This window comes from Streptomyces sp. NPDC033178 (assembly GCF_055577685.1).
In genome coordinates this window covers 66,931-81,754 of the sequence record NZ_JBVIPT010000010.1, presented here as the reverse complement: position 1 = coordinate 81,754, position 14,824 = coordinate 66,931, and the positions used below count along the sequence as shown (strand labels likewise).

Here is a 14,824-nt window from a genome sequence, read left to right as displayed (position 1 = left end):
CGCACGCCGGGCAGCCTACCCGGTCACTTGGACTGCACGGTGTCCCGTCGGCCTCACACCTGCACGCTCCCGCTGAGCCGCGGTTCACCCGCCGAGGCCCCCACCCACACGGTCCGCCGCCCGGTGCCGAGCACCCAGCTGTGCCGCTCGGCGTTCCACGAGGAGAGCGTGCGCTCTTCGACGCGCACGGTGACCCTGCGCGACTCCCCCGCCGTCAGCGTGAGCCGCTGATAGCCGCCCAACACCCTTGCGGCCTGGTCGACCTGGAGGTCCGGCGAGGGGCCCACATAGACCTGCGGGATGTCGACCCCGGCCCGCCGTCCCGTGTTCCGCACGGTGAACACCACCTCAAGACCGTCCCCGGTCCGCTGCACGCCCAGGCCCTCGTACACGAAGGAGGTGTACGAGAGTCCGTGCCCGAACGGGAACAGCGGCCGCACGTTCTCGGCGTCGTACCAGCGGTGGCCGACGTGGACGCCCTCCGAGTACTCCTCGACGCCGTTCACGCCCGGGTAGCGGCGCGTGTCGCCCGCGACCGGGTGGTGGTCGTCGTCCGCCGGGAAGGTCTGGGTGAGCCGTCCGCCGGGGTCGCAGTCGCCGAACAGGACGGCGGCGGTGGCGGCCGCGCCCTCCTGGCCCGGGTAGTACATCTGCAGCACGGCGGCGGTGCGCTCCAGCCACGGCATCGACGTCGAGGAGGAGGTGTTGAGGACGACGGTCGTACGGGGGTTCACCGCTGTCACCGCCTCGATCAGATCGACCTGGTGGCCGGGGAGCGCGAGGGTCGTGCGGTCCTGGTTCTCGGTGGCGTCCTCGTAGGCGAAGAGCACGACGCTCTCCGCGGCCCGCGCCGCCTTCACCGCCTCGGCGACGTCCTGGGCGCGGGTCGCACCGGTGACGTGCCGCAGCCGGAACGTCTGCCCCTGGGCGCCGCCCTTCGCGGTGATCTCGACCCGGTGCTCTCCGGCGGAGAGAGCGAGTGCCCTTCGGCGCACCGCGAGCCCGTCGGGCGCGGCCGACACCAGACCGCCCGCGAAGTACTCCGCGAGCCCGGTCGCCACCGGGAAGAGGTCGACTCCGTCGAGGAGCACTTTGGGCCGCGTTCCGGAGTAGTGGACGACGAAGGTCCACTCGTCGTCGTCCTCGACGGTGAGCGTCCCCTTGTACGTCCAGGTCTTCCCGGCGGCGACCTGCTGGCCCTCCGAGTCGATGCCCTCGGTGAGCGCGTCCTCGGGCAGGGGCTTGCCGAAGAGGTCCTCGCCGAGCGCGTAGGACACCTGGGCGCCTTGTCCTGCACGGGACTTGATGGCGTCGAGCGGGCGCTCGGCGTGGTCGGGGACGACGTGGGCGCTGCCCCCTCCGCTGACGAAGGGCAGCGAGCCGGTGGGGCCGACGACGGCGATGCTGCGGGCGGCCTCGCCGGTCAGGGGCAGCATGCCGTTCCTGTTGTGCAGGAGCGTGGCGCCCGCCTTGGCGACCTCCAGGGCGACCGCCGCGCCCGCCGACGGGTTGCGTGCCGGGCGGGGCGGGGCGCTGCCGTCGAGCATCCCGAAGTCGTCCATGGTGGTGAGGATGCGGCGCACGGCCCGGTCGACGTACTCCTCGGAGACGCTCCCGTTCTGGACGGCCGTCTTCAGCGCGGCCCCGAAGTACTTGCCGTTCGGCATCTCCATGTCGAGGCCCGCGGTGAGCGAGGCGACCGTGCTGTGGGCCGCGTGCCAGTCGGTCATCACCCAGCCCTCGAAGCCCCAGCGGTCGCGGAGGACGCCGGTGAGGAGTTCCTTGCTCTCGCAGGCGTAGGTGCCGTTGACCTTGTTGTAGGCGCCCATGACCGCGCGGGCGCCGGCGCCGACGGCGGCCTCGAAGGCGCGCAGCTCGACCTCGTTGAGGGTCTGCTCGTCGACCCGTACGTCGATGGAGTCGCGGTCCTTCTCCTGGTTGTTCATCGCGTAGTGCTTCACGGTCGCGATGAGACCCTCGCCCTGGATGCCCTTGATCTCCTCGGCCACGAGGTCGGCGGAGAGCAGCGGGTCCTCGCTGAACGTCTCGAAGTTGCGGCCCGCGTACGGGGTGCGGATGAGGTTGACCATCGGGGAGAGCAGCACGTCCTGGCCGAGGGCGCGGCCCTCGCGGCCGATGACCTGGCCGTAGCGGCGGGCGAGGCCGGGGTCGAAGGCAGCGGCGAGCAGGACGGGCGCGGGCAGGGCGGTGGCGTGCTGCTTGACGCGGACTCCGGCGGGGCCGTCGGCGAGGCGCAGCGGCGGGATGCCGAGCCGTTCCACGCCGGGCACGTAGCCGGCCTGGCCGAGGGCCTTGGGGTCGGTGGCGCCGTGCAGCAGGGAGAGCTTCTCGTCCAGGGTGAGCTTGGTGAGCAGTCCCTCGACGCGGGGGCCCGCGGCCGGTGGTCGGCGGGTGGCAGCCGCGTGCGCGAGGGACGGGGGCCCCGCGGTCGCGGCCAGGGCGACGGCGGTCGCGCCGCTCAGCAGGCGCAGGACGGACCGCCGGGACACGGTGTCGGACATGAGGCGTCACTCCTCGTTGGGTACGGGCACGAGGAGGCGAACCGCGGGGGCGCGCGGGCGGCCAGTCCGGGGTAGACCTCCGGACGCACTATGCGACAAAAGTTACTTAATACACCGTTAGGCACAACGGGCAGGGCGAAAACATGTCGCACCTCGGTGCATCACGGCCATTCCGCGCCGCCATGTCGCGCCGCTGCGCCGGCCCGCTCGTAGCTCCCGGCCCGCTCAGATCTCCGGGCCCGTGAGTGACTGCTCGGTCCAGATGATCTTGCCGTCCTGGGTGTAGCGGGTGCCCCACCGCTGGGTGAACTGGGAGACCAGGAACAGGCCGCGGCCGCCCTCGTCGGTCGTCTTCGGGTGCCGCAGGTGCGGGGCGGTGGGACTGGCGTCCCAGACCTCGCAGACCAGGGTCCGCGACATGATCAGCCGCAGTCTTATCGGCCCGGAGGCGTGCCGGATGGCGTTGGTGACGAGTTCGCTGACGACGAGTTCGGTGGTGAAGGTCAGCTCGTCCAGGCCCCACTCGCACAGCTGCCGTGACGTCCGCTTGCGCACGTCGGCGACGGCCGCCGGGTCGCTGGGCAGCTCCCAGGACACCGTCCGTTCCGCGTCCAGCCGGCGGGCGCGGGCCATCAACAGCACCACGTCGTCCGGCGGACGGGCCGGGACCAGCGCCTCCACCACGGCCTGGCAGCGGTCGTCGAGGCTGGGCGCCCGCCGTTCGAGCACCCGGCGCAGCCGCTCCCGGTCGGCGGCTGCGTCCCGCTGCGGCGCCGGCCCCTCGGCGGCGAGCAGGCCGTCGGTGCAGAGGGCGAGCACACTGCCTTCCGCGAGCGGCAGTTCGACCGACTCGAACGGCGGGCCGCTCACACCGAGCGCGGGTCCCGGCGGCAGCTCGGGGAAGTCGACCGTGCCGTCCGGGGCGACGATCGCGGGCAGACCGTGGCCCGCGGCGGCCATGGAGCACCGGCCGCCGACCGGGTCGTACACCGCGTACAGACAGCTGGCGCCCTTCGCCCGTACGCCGTCGGCGCGCGGGGCCGCCTCGGAGTCGTCCTCGTATCCGGCCCGGTCGACCAGGTCGTCGAGGTGGGCGAGCACCTCCTCGGGCGGGAGGTCCAGGTCGGCGAGGGTCTGTACGGCGGCTCTCAGACGGCCCATGGCCGCGGCGGCCTCGATGCCGTGGCCGACGACGTCGCCCACCACCAGGGCGACCCGCGCGCCCGACAGCGGGATGACGTCGAACCAGTCCCCGCCGAGTCCCGTCAGCTCATCGGCCGGCCGGTAGCAGGCGGCGACCTCCATCGCGTCCTGCTCGGGGAGCCGGTGCGGCAGCAGATGGCGCTGCAGTACGAGGGCCGCGTCGCGTTCCCGGGTGTAGCGGCGGGCGTTGTCGAGGCACAGGGCCGCACGGGAGACGAACTCTTCGGCCAGGCCCAGGTCGTCCTGGTCGAAGGGGTCCTGACGGTGGCGCCGGAAGAACGTGGTGATCCCGAGCGTGGTGCCGCGGGCCCGCACCGGCACGATCATCGCGGTGTGCAGTCCGAGTTCGAGGAAGGTGGCGGCCCGGTCGCCGGCGATGTCTGTGGCCCACTCCGGGGCCAGCGGGTCGAGCCGCTCCTCGATCCAGGACCGGCCGCCGGTCAGCGCACGGATCGGGGGTGCTCCGGCCAGGTAGGCGGCCACCTCACCGATCTCGACCACGGCCTCCGGGACACCCTCGTTCACCGACTGGTGGCCGGCCCGCCGCAACGGCACCACGTCCGTCCCGCTCAGTGGCCCGGAGACGGGCTCGTCCCCTTCGAGGACGGTCTCCAGCAGATCGACGGCGACGAAGTCGGCGAGTCCCGGCACTGCCACGTCGGCCAGCTCCTGGGCGGTGCGCATGACGTCCAGGGTGCGGCCGAGGCGCTTGCCCGCCTGGTCCAGGAGGGTGAGGCGTTCGCGGGCCCGGTAGCGCTCGGTGACGTCCACCACCGTGTAGTACACGCCGATCGGGTTGCCGTTGTCGTCGTCGAGCCGGGTGAACGACATCGCGTGGGCCGTGTCGCGGTGCGGCGCCGAGCGGACCGTACCGACGTGTTCGTAGCCGACGACGGCCTCGCCGGTCTCCAGGACCTGGCGCATCACGGCCTCCAGGGCCTGGGCGTCCAGGCCCGGCTGGATGTCCGCGAGCCGTTTCCCGATCCGCTGGTGCGCGGGTCCGCCGCCGAACTGCTCCAGGGCCGCGTTCGACCACACGTACCGCAGGTCAGCGTCGACGATGGCTATGCCGATGGGTGAGTGCGAGGCCATCCGCTCCAGCACCGTGCGGCTCATGGCCCAGCCCGCGGCGCCGGTCGAGTCGGCGGCCAGGACCACCCAGCGCGGCGGGCCCTCCGCGGCCTCCACCGCCGGGACGACCCGCAGCGTCGTGACGACGGGGTGCCCGTCGCGGTGGCGCACCGCGAGGAGCCCGGTCCAGCCGCCGTTGCGGCCACAGCGGCGGGTCAGGTCGGGCAGGCGCGCGGCGTCCTCGGGCATGAGCAGGTCGGCCGCGGCCCGGCCGACGACTTCGGCCCGGCGATAGCCGAACAGCCGCTCGGCGTCGCCGGTCCAGCCGGCCACCGCCATGCGCGCGTCGAGCAGCACCACCGCGGCGTCCGCCATGTCGAACCGCCGCCGTGCCACGCCGCTCTCCTCGCTCGTCGCCACTCTGACCCCCTCCGTCCCGGGGAGTGGTCCGTTCCCGTACGCCACGCTCCGAGCACCCGTGCCGTACGGGCCCAACGTACCGCCGCGACGGCCTCGCGGCCCCGGCGACCGTACCCGATCAGGGCCGTACGAGCAGCTGGAAGTCGAACGTGTAGCGCGCGGCGCGGTAGACGTGGGTCCCGTACTCTACGGCCCGCCCGGTGTCGTCGTACGCCGTGCGGCACATGGTGAGCAGCGCGGCTCCCTCCGGTTCGTCGAGGAGGGTCCCCTCGTCGGCGGTGGCGCAGCGGGCGCCCACGGTCTGGCGGGCGCTGTGCAGGGTGATTCCGGCGGCCCGCATCGTCCGGTAGAGGCCGGTCGTCTCCAGCCGTTCGGTGTCCAGGTCGAGGAGCGTGGCGGGCAGGTAGTTGGTCAGGTGGGCCACGGGTTCGCCGTGGGTGGAGCGCAGTCGTTCGAGCACGATGACGTCCCGGCCCTCGGGGATGCCGAGGGCCGCGGCGACCTCCGGCGAGGCCGACTGGATCTCGTTGCGCAGCACCCGGGTGGCGGGGCTCTGCCCGGCAGCCGCCAGGTCGTCGTAGAGGCTGCTCAGTTCCAGCGAACGCCTGACCTGGCTGTGCACGACCTGGGTGCCGATGCCCCGGCGGCGCACCAGCAGGCCCTTGTCCACCAGGGACTGGATGGCCTGGCGGACGGTCGGCCGGGACAGGCCGAGCCGGGCGGCGATGTCCACCTCGTTGCCCAGCAGGTTGCCCGGGGCGAGCGCCCCGTGCTCGATCGCGGACTCCAGTTGCTGGGCGAGCTGGTAGTAGAGCGGGATCGGGCTGCCCCGGTCCAGGGCGACCTCCAGGCTGTCGAACGCGGCGGCGTTCGCCTGACGTACGGTCTCGGTCTCTGCCACGGAGCCCTCTCCCTTCACGTGTCCGTCGGTGCGTGGCGTCCGGTCAGGTCGTGCCGGTGCCCCGTACCGCTTCGGTGAGGCCGTGCCCGGGTCGGGCACGGCCTCCTTCGGGTGTGGCTTCCGTCAGGAGTGGCTGGGGAAACCGAGGTTGATGCCGCCGCTGTCGGCCGGGTCGGGCCAGCGGGTGGTGATGACCTTGCCCTGGGTGTAGAAGGCGATGCCGTCGTTGCCGTAGATGTGGTGGTCCCCGAACAGGGAGTCCTTCCAGCCGCCGAACGAGTGGTAGCCGACGGGCACGGGGATCGGCACGTTGACGCCGACCATGCCGGCCTGGACCTCCAGCTGGAAGCGGCGGGCGGCGCCGCCGTCCCGGGTGAAGATCGCGGTGCCGTTGCCCCAGCGGGAGCTGTTGATCAGCGCGATGGCCTCGTCGTACGTCTCGGCGCGGACCACGCAGAGCACCGGGCCGAAGATCTCGTCCTTGTACGCGTCCGCGGTGACCGGCACCTTGTCGAGGAGCGAGACGCCGATGAAGAAGCCGTCCTCGTGGCCCGGCACGGTGAAGCCGGTGCCGTCCACGACGACCTCGGCGCCCTGGGCGGCCGCGCCCGCCACGTACGAGGCGACCTTGTCACGGTGCTCGCGGGTGATGAGCGGACCCATCTCGCTGGCCGCGTCGTTGCCGGGGCCGATCTTCAGACCCTTGGCCCGCTCGGCGATCTTGTCGACCAGCTCGTCGCCGGTGTCGCCGACCGCGACGACCACGGACACGGCCATGCAACGCTCGCCGGCCGAGCCGTAGGCGGCGTTGATGGCCTGGTCGGCGGCGAAGTCCAGGTCGGCGTCGGGCAGTACGAGCATGTGGTTCTTGGCGCCGCCGAGGGCCTGTACTCGCTTGCCGTGCTCGATGCCCTTGAGCTGGATGTACTTGGCGATGGGCGTGGAGCCGACGAAGGAGACGGCCGTGATGTCCGGGTGCTCCAGGAGGCGGTCCACGGCGACCTTGTCGCCCTGCACGACGTTGAGCACGCCGTCGGGGAGGCCCGCCTCGGAGGCGAGTTCGGCCAGCCGGTAGGAGGCGGAGGGGTCCTTCTCGCTCGGCTTGAGCACGAAGGTGTTGCCACAGGCGATGGCCAGCGGGAACATCCACATCGGCACCATGGCCGGGAAGTTGAACGGCGTGATGCCGGCGACGACACCGAGCGGCTGGCGGATCGCGGCCACGTCGACGCGCGTGGAGACCTGCGTGGACAGCTCGCCCTTCACCAACTGCGGTACGGAACAGGCGAGTTCGACGATCTCCATGCCGCGGGCGATCTCGCCGAGCGCGTCCGAGTGCACCTTGCCGTGCTCGGCGGTGATCAGCTCGGCGATCTCGTCGCGGTGCGCGTCGAGCAGCTCGCGGTACTTGAAGAGGACGGTCGTGCGCTTGGCCAGCGAGGCGGTCCCCCAGCTCTCGAAGGCGGCCTTCGCGGAGGCGACGGCGGCGTCCACCTCGTCCACAGAGGCGAAGGGCACCTGCTTCTCCTGGGCGCCCGTGGCGGGGTTGTAGACGGGGCCGAAGCGGCCGGAGGCGCCCTCGACGGGCTTCCCCCCGATCCAGTGGTTGATGTTCGTCATGGTGCGGATCCTTTTCGTGAGCGGGGGAGGTCAGAGGTGGCGGCGGCGGTCGACGACGCGCCGGTCGTACCTCTCGCGGGCGCGGGAGGCGGCGTCGCGGGTGGCGACCTCGGCGACCGGTACGTCCCACCAGGCCTCGGCGGCGGGGGCGGTGGGCGTCGGGTCGGTCTCGACGTACACGCATGTCGGCCGGTCCGAGGCGCGGGCCGTGGCCAGGGCGTCGCGCAGTTCGCGGACGGTCTTGGCGCGCAGGACGTCCATGCCGAGGCTGGCGGCGTTGGCGGCCAGGTCCACGGGCAGCGGGGCGCCGGTGAAGGTGCCGTCGGCCGCCCGGTAGCGGTAGGCGGTGCCGAAGCGCTCGCCGCCCGTCTCCTCGGAGAGGCCGCCGATGGACGCGTACCCGTGGTTCTGGATCAGCACCAGGTTGACGGGCAGGCCCTCCTGGACGGCGGTGACGATCTCGGTGGGCATCATCAGGTACGTGCCGTCGCCGACCAGTGACCAGACGGGGGTGCCGGGGGCGGCCTGCTGGACGCCGATGCCCGCCGGGATCTCGTAGCCCATGCAGGAGTAGCCGTACTCCAGGTGGTACTGGCGCGGGCTTCGCGCACGCCAGAGCTTGTGCAGGTCGCCGGGGAGCGAGCCGGCCGCGTTGATGACGACGTCGTCGTCGCCGACCACGGCGTCCAGGGCGCCCAGGACCTGGGTCTGGGTGGGCACCGCGTGTTCGTCGTCCGCCCGGTAGACGGCGTCCACGACCTCCTCCCAGCGCTCCTTGCCGGCGCGATACCCGGCCTCGTACGCCGCGTCCACACGGTGGCCGGACAGCGCCTCGGTGAGGGCCTCAAGACCCGCGCGGGCGTCGGCTACCAGGGTGCGGGCACTCAGCTTGTGCGCGTCGAAGGCGGCCACGTTGAGGTTCACGAACCGCACGTCCGGCTCCTGGAAGAGCGTGGCGGAGGCAGTGGTGAAGTCCGTGTAGCGGGTGCCGACGCCGATGACCAGGTCGGCGGTGCGGGCCAGTTCGTCGGCGACGGCGGTGCCGGTGTGGCCGACGCCGCCGACGTCCGCCGGGTGGTCGTAGCGCAGGGATCCCTTGCCGGCCTGGGTGGACGCGACCGGAATGCCGGTGGCCTCCACGAACGCCTTGAGGGCCGGCTCGGCCTCGCTGTGGTGGATGCCGCCGCCCGCGACGATCAGGGGGCGCCTCGCGGCTCGTACGGCTTCCACGGCGGCCGCCAGCTCGGCCGGTTCGGGCGCCGGGCGGCGTACGTGCCAGATCCGGTCGGCGAAGAACTCCTCGGGCCAGTCGTACGCCTCGGCCTGGACGTCCTGCGGCAGGGCGAGGGTGACGGCGCCGGTCTCGACCGGGTCGGCGAGGACGCGCATCGCGTTCAGGGCGGAGGGGATCAGCGCCTCGGGGCGGGTGATCCGGTCGAAGTAGCGGGAGACCGGACGCAGGGTGTCGTTGACCGACAGGTCCGCCTCGACGGGGTGCTCCAGCTGCTGGAGCAGCGGGTCGGCGGCGCGGGTCGCGAAGTAGTCGCCGGGCAGGAGCAGCACCGGGAGGCGGTTGACCGTGGCCAGGGCCGCGCCGGTGACCAGGTTGGTCGCACCGGGGCCGATGGAGGTGGTGACCGCCTGCGCGGAGAGCCGGTTCAGCTGGCGGGCGTGGCCGACCGCGGCGTGCACCATGGCCTGTTCGTTGCGGCCCTGGTGGAACGGCATGGTCTCCTCGCCGGCCTCCAGGAGCGCCTGACCGATCCCGGCGACGTTGCCATGGCCGAAGATCCCCCAGGTTCCGGCGATCAGCCGGTGCCGTACGCCGTCGCGTTCGGTGTACTGCGCGGCCAGGAAACGCACCAGTGCCTGGGCGACGGTCAGGCGAAGGGTGGAGCGGCTCATCGGTTCCTCACTGGGTGGTTCGGGTCAGCCGGGGGTCGACGGGCTGGCTCGGCCAGGTGTCGCGGATCCAGGCGTGGTCGGGGTGGTCGCAGATCAGCCAGGCCCGGTCGGTACCGGGACCCGCCATGACGTTGAGGTAGTACATGTCGTGGCCCGGCACCGCGATGGAGGGGCCGTGCCAGCCGTCCGGGACCAGGACGATGTCGCCGTCGCGCACCTCAGCGAGCACGTCCGTGCCGTTGCCGTGGCCGGACGGGGAGACCCGCTGGTAGCCGAGGCCGGGAGTGCCCTCGTGGGCGGCGATCTCGAAGTAGTAGATCTCCTCCAGCTCCGACTCCTCGCCGGGCCGGTTCTCGTCGTGCTTGTGCGGCGGGTACGAGGACCAGTTGCCGCCCGGGGTGATCACCTCGACCGCGATGAGCTTGTCGCACTCGAAGGCCCCGGCCGCGCCGAAGTTGCGGACCATGCGGGAGCAGTTGCCTGCGCCGCGCAGCTCGACCGGGACGGACTCGGCGGTGCCGTAACGGGCCGGCAGGCGGCGGGAGCAGCGGGCCCCGGTGAGCGCGAAGCGTCCCCCGTCGGCCGAGGTGAGCGTCGCGGTCGCGTCACGCGGAACGTATACGAAGTCGCTGGCACCGCTGAACACGCTCGCGCGGCCGTGCAGCTCGAACTCGTCGCGGCCGAAGTCGTCGCCGACCGTGACCGTGCAGCCGCCGCTGAGCGAGGTCACGATCCACTCGCTGTCCCCGGCGGTGAACAAGTGCGTGCCGCCGGGCGCCAGTTCGAGGACGCGCAGGCTGGAGTGGTCCCAGCCGGCGCTCTCCGGGGTGATGTCCACGGCGTACGGACCGCTCGCGGCCTTGCCCGCGGGCAGGTGGTGTGCGCTGGTCATGAAAAGTGGGTCCTTCCGGTCAGAGCAGGCCGACCGCGGTGTCCACCGCGGTCTCCACGCTGCCCTCGGCGGGATAGAGCAGGGACCGGCCGACGACCAGGCCCTGGACGGTGGGCAGTCGCAGGGCCTTGCGCCATCTCTCGTACGCGCCCTCCTGGTCCCTGCCGACCTCGCCGCCGAGCAGGACGGCGGGCAGGGTCGAGGTCTCCAGCACGGCGGCCATGTCGTCCGGGTCGCTGGTGACGGGCAGTTTCAGCCAGGTGTAGGCGGAGGTGCCGCCCAGCCCGGAGGCGATGGCGATGGAGCGGGTGACGGCCTCGGCGGTGAGGTCGTTGCGGACCGTTCCCTCGACGCGGCGGGAGATGAACGGCTCGACGAACACGGGAAGCCGGTGCGCGGCCATGTCGTCGATCGCGCGGGCGGTCGACTCCAGGGTGGTCAGCGAGCCGGGGTCGTCGTAGTCGATGCGCAGCAGCAGCTTGCCCGCGTCGAAGTTCAGCCGGGCTATGTCCTCGGCGCGGTGTCCGGTGAACCGGTCGTCCATCTCGAAGACGGCACCGGCCAGGCCGCCGCGGTTCATGGAGCCCATGACGACCTTGTTCTCCAGCGCGCCGAGCAGGAGCAGGTCGTCCAGGATGTCGGCGGTGGCGAGCACGCCGTCCACGCCCGGCCGCGACAGGGCGATGCACAGACGCTCCAGCAGGTCGGCGCGGTTGGCCATCGCCAGCCTGCGATCGCCCACTCCGAGCGCGCCGCGTGCCGGGTGGTCGGCCGCCACGATCATCAGGCGGCCGCTGTCGCCGACCAGGGGGCGCCGGGTACGGCGGGCGGCCGCTTCGGCCACCGCCTCCGGGTGCCGGGCACGCACCCTGACGAGGTCGGGGATGGTGATGCTCAAGGGTTGGCTCCGTTCAAGGGGTGGCGGCGTCAGGCGCGGGAGGCGACGAGATCCTCGACCTCGGCGGCGGTCGGCATCGCGGAGGAGCAGGCGAGGCGGGAGGCGACCAGGGCACCGGCCGCGTTGGCGTACCGCATCGTCTTCTCCAGCTCCCAGCCGGCCAGCAGTCCGTGGCAGAGCGAGCCGCCGAACGCGTCGCCCGCGCCGAGGCCGTTGACCACCTCGACGGGTACGGGCGGCACTTCCGCGGTGGTGCCGTCGCGGTGGACGGCGAGTACGCCCTTGGGGCCCTGCTTGACGACGGCCAGTTCCACGCCCGCTTCGAGGAGGGCCTCGGCGCAGGCGCGCGGCTCGCGGACGCCCGTGGCGACCTCGCACTCGTCGAGGTTGCCGACGGCGACTGTGACGTGCCGCAGGGCTTCGGCGTAGTACGGGCGGGCCTCGGCCGGGTTCTTCCAGAACATGGGGCGCCAGTCGAGGTCGAAGACGGTGGTGCCGGCCTTGGCGCGCGCCTTGAGGGCCGCGAGCGTGGCGGAGCGGCTGGGCTCCTCGCTCAGACCTGTGCCGGTGATCCAGAAGATCTTCGCCGCCCGGACGGCGAAGAAGTCCAGCTCGTCGGTGCGGATCTCCAGGTCGGGCGCCTTGGGCTGCCGGTAGAAGTACAGCGGGAAGTCGTCGGGCGGGAAGATCTCACAGAACGTGACCGGCGTCGGGTAGGCCTCGACGGGGGTGACCCAGCGATCGTCGACCCCGAACTCCTTGAGAGCCTGGTGCAGATAGGCTCCGAAGGGATCATCGCCGGTTCGGGTGACGATCGCCGTGGAACGGCCGAGACGGGCCGCGGCGACCGCCACGTTGGCCGCCGAACCACCAAGGAATTTACCGAAGGTTTCGACACGCGCGAGCGGCACTCCGGTCTGCAGAGGGTAGAGATCGACCCCGATGCGACCCATGGTGATCAGGTCGAAGGACTCGGTCATACGCGTCGCTCCTCATGGTGGCTGCGGGCTTCCGGGGGTGCGGGATGCAGGGGACCGGTGTGTCCTAGGTGTAAGACCGAGGCCGAGCCATGTCAAGACTTTGTACTTACATTCTCACGTGATCCTGAAATGATGTCTTAACAAAGTATTGACAGCGGGGTCCGTCAGGGACTTACATCCCCTCCCAACAGCACAGCCGAGTTTGTCGGTACGTGGCCCTGCGGTCTCCTTCCGTACGGGCCGAAGGACCGGGCACCCGCCCGGACCGCTGCCCCTGCTCCCTTTCCCCTGTCGCACAGTGAGGTGCCGGAAAGATGGACCGCACGTTTCGCACCCGTTCCCGCAGATTCGCCCTCGTCGCCGCGGCCGCCGCGGCGGCCCTGATAGTCACCGGTTGTTCCAGCGACTCCGGCGGCAAGAAGGCCGAGGAGGACACGGGCAACGCGTCTGCCGGCAAGGCCGACACCCCCCGCATGAAGGTCGCGATGATCACCCACGCGGCCCCCGGCGACACCTTCTGGGACCTCATCCGCAAGGGTGCGGAGACCGCCGCCGCCAAGGACAACGTCGAGCTGGTGTACTCCAGCAATCCGGACTCGGCCAAGCAGGCCAACCTGGTCCAGAACGCGATCGACCAGAAGGTCGACGGCATCGCGGTCACGCTGGCCAAGCCGGACGCGATGAAGTCCGCGGTCGCCAAGGCCAAGGCGGCGGGCATCCCGGTCGTGGGCTTCAACGGAGGCGTCGACGACTGGAAGGACCAGGGACTCCTGGAGTACTTCGGCCAGGACGAGTCCGTCGCCGGCGAGGCCTTCGGCGAGAAGCTCAACGAACTCGGCGCCAAGAACAACATCTGCGTCATCCAGGAGCAGGGCCACGTCGCCCTTGAGGCGCGCTGCGCGGGCGTCAAGAAGACGTTCAAGGGCAAGACCACGAACCTGTACGTGAACGGCACGAACATGCCGGCCGTGAAGTCGACGATCACCGCGAAGCTCAAGCAGGACTCGTCGATCGACTACGTGGTCACACTCGGTGCCCCCTTCGCGCTGACCGCCGTGCAGTCCGTGGACGACGCGGGCAGCAAGGCCAAGGTCGCGACGTTCGACCTCAACAAGGAGATGGTCAGCGCCATCGAGGACGGCGACATCCAGTTCGCCGTGGACCAGCAGCCCTACCTGCAGGGCTACCTCTCGGTCGACTCCCTGTGGCTCTACAAGACCAACGGCAACTTCAGCGGCGGCGGCCAGGAACCGGTCCTGACCGGTCCCGCGTTCGTCGACAAGTCCAACGTCGAAGCCATCGCGAAGTTCGCCGCGAAGGGCACTCGGTGATTTCCATGTCCCAGGCAACGGCACCGGCGACGAGCTCCTCGTCGCCGGCTCCGCCGGCCGCCCCCAAGGACGGCCGGACCTCACAACGGTCCCTGTCCCGCAGGCTGGCGGCCCGCCCCGAGATCGGCGCACTCATCGCGGCGATCGCCGTGTACGTCTTCTTCTTCGCGGTCGCCTCCCCCTTCCGTGAGGCCGGTTCGCTGGCCAACGTGCTCTACGAGTCCTCGGTGATGGGCATCATGGCCCTGCCGGTGGCCCTGCTGATGATCGGCGGCGAGTTCGACCTCTCCGCCGGTGTGGCCGTGACGACCTCGGCGCTGACCGCGAGCATGTGGAGCTTCCAGCTCTCCATGAACGTGTGGACCGGCGTCATCGTCGCCCTGCTGGTGTCCCTGGCGATCGGCGCGTTCAACGGCTACCTGCTCGTACGCACCGGCCTTCCCAGCTTCTTGATCACACTGGGCACGTTCCTGATCCTGCAGGGCGCGAACCTCGCCATCACGAAGATCTTCACCGGGAACGTGGCGACCGACTCGATCAGTGACATGGACGGCTTCGACCAGGCCAAGCAGGTCTTCGCCTCCGAGATCAGCATCGGCGGCGTCGATGTGAAGATCACGGTGTTCTACTGGTTCGTGTTCGCCGCGGCGGCGACCTGGCTGCTGCTGCGCACCAAGTTCGGCAACTGGATCTTCGCCACCGGCGGCAACAAGGAATCGGCCCGTGCCGTGGGTGTGCCGGTCACCTTCACCAAGATCGCCCTGTTCATGGGGGTGGGGGCGGGTGCCTGGTTCGTCGGGATGCACATCCTGTTCTCGTTCAACACCGTCCAGTCCGGCGAGGGCGTGGGCAACGAGTTCCTGTACATCATCGCCGCGGTCATCGGCGGCTGCCTGCTCACCGGCGGCTACGGATCGGCGATCGGCCCGGTCATCGGTGCCTTCATCTTCGGCATGGTCTCCCAGGGCATCGTCTACGCCAACTGGAACCCCGACTGGTTCAAGGCCTTCCTCGGCGTCATGCTCCTGCTCGCCGCCCTCGTCAATCTGTGGGTCCGCCGCCAGGCCACCCGGAGGTAAAG

The 14,824-nt window shown here is 71.2% G+C and carries 10 protein-coding genes; 2 read left to right on the top strand and 8 right to left on the bottom strand.

What is annotated here, in order from left to right:
• Positions 1 to 53: 53 nt before the first annotated feature.
• The 8 genes from ACZ5VQ_RS24665 to iolC all read right to left on the bottom strand — a co-directional run bounded on the left by ACZ5VQ_RS24665 (position 54) and on the right by iolC (position 12,412).
• A complete protein-coding gene (locus ACZ5VQ_RS24665) occupies positions 54 to 2,522 on the bottom strand; it encodes a beta-glucosidase (protein ID WP_469106746.1) in 2,469 nt (822 codons plus the stop codon).
• Positions 2,523 to 2,747: 225 nt separating this feature from the next.
• Positions 2,748 to 5,216, bottom strand: a complete 2,469-nt coding sequence (locus ACZ5VQ_RS24660) for a SpoIIE family protein phosphatase (RefSeq protein WP_469106745.1) — start codon at positions 5,214 to 5,216, stop codon at positions 2,748 to 2,750.
• 118 nt (positions 5,217 to 5,334) lie between these two features.
• A complete protein-coding gene (locus ACZ5VQ_RS24655) occupies positions 5,335 to 6,117 on the bottom strand; it encodes a GntR family transcriptional regulator (protein ID WP_362067815.1) in 783 nt (260 codons plus the stop codon).
• A 123-nt stretch (positions 6,118 to 6,240) separates the two neighbouring features.
• Positions 6,241 to 7,737 (bottom strand): CoA-acylating methylmalonate-semialdehyde dehydrogenase, encoded by a 1,497-nt coding sequence (locus tag ACZ5VQ_RS24650; protein ID WP_362067812.1) that lies wholly within the window; start codon positions 7,735 to 7,737, stop codon positions 6,241 to 6,243.
• A 30-nt stretch (positions 7,738 to 7,767) separates the two neighbouring features.
• Positions 7,768 to 9,642: a 3D-(3,5/4)-trihydroxycyclohexane-1,2-dione acylhydrolase (decyclizing) gene (iolD, locus tag ACZ5VQ_RS24645; protein ID WP_469106744.1), complete on the bottom strand. Its 1,875-nt coding sequence runs from the start codon at positions 9,640 to 9,642 to the stop codon at positions 7,768 to 7,770.
• Between the two features lie 7 nt (positions 9,643 to 9,649).
• On the bottom strand, positions 9,650 to 10,534 hold the full coding sequence (gene iolB / locus ACZ5VQ_RS24640; RefSeq protein WP_469106743.1) for a 5-deoxy-glucuronate isomerase: 885 nt from the start codon (positions 10,532 to 10,534) through the stop codon (positions 9,650 to 9,652).
• 19 nt (positions 10,535 to 10,553) lie between these two features.
• Positions 10,554 to 11,432, bottom strand: a complete 879-nt coding sequence (locus tag ACZ5VQ_RS24635; protein WP_266748706.1) for a Cgl0159 family (beta/alpha)8-fold protein — start codon at positions 11,430 to 11,432, stop codon at positions 10,554 to 10,556.
• A gap of 29 nt (positions 11,433 to 11,461) precedes the next feature.
• Positions 11,462 to 12,412, bottom strand: a complete 951-nt coding sequence (gene iolC / locus ACZ5VQ_RS24630; protein WP_359840483.1) for a 5-dehydro-2-deoxygluconokinase — start codon at positions 12,410 to 12,412, stop codon at positions 11,462 to 11,464.
• Positions 12,413 to 12,726: 314 nt separating this feature from the next.
• On the opposite strand from iolC, the gene ACZ5VQ_RS24625 reads away from it, so the two are divergent.
• Together ACZ5VQ_RS24625 and ACZ5VQ_RS24620 are read left to right on the top strand one after the other, a co-directional pair.
• Positions 12,727 to 13,743, top strand: coding sequence for a sugar ABC transporter substrate-binding protein (locus ACZ5VQ_RS24625; protein WP_362067800.1), 1,017 nt, complete (start codon positions 12,727 to 12,729; stop codon positions 13,741 to 13,743).
• Between the two features lie 5 nt (positions 13,744 to 13,748).
• The gene (locus tag ACZ5VQ_RS24620; RefSeq protein WP_469106742.1) at positions 13,749 to 14,822 is read left to right on the top strand and encodes an ABC transporter permease; all 1,074 of its coding nucleotides are present in this window, start codon (positions 13,749 to 13,751) and stop codon (positions 14,820 to 14,822) included.
• Positions 14,823 to 14,824: the final 2 nt, after the last annotated feature.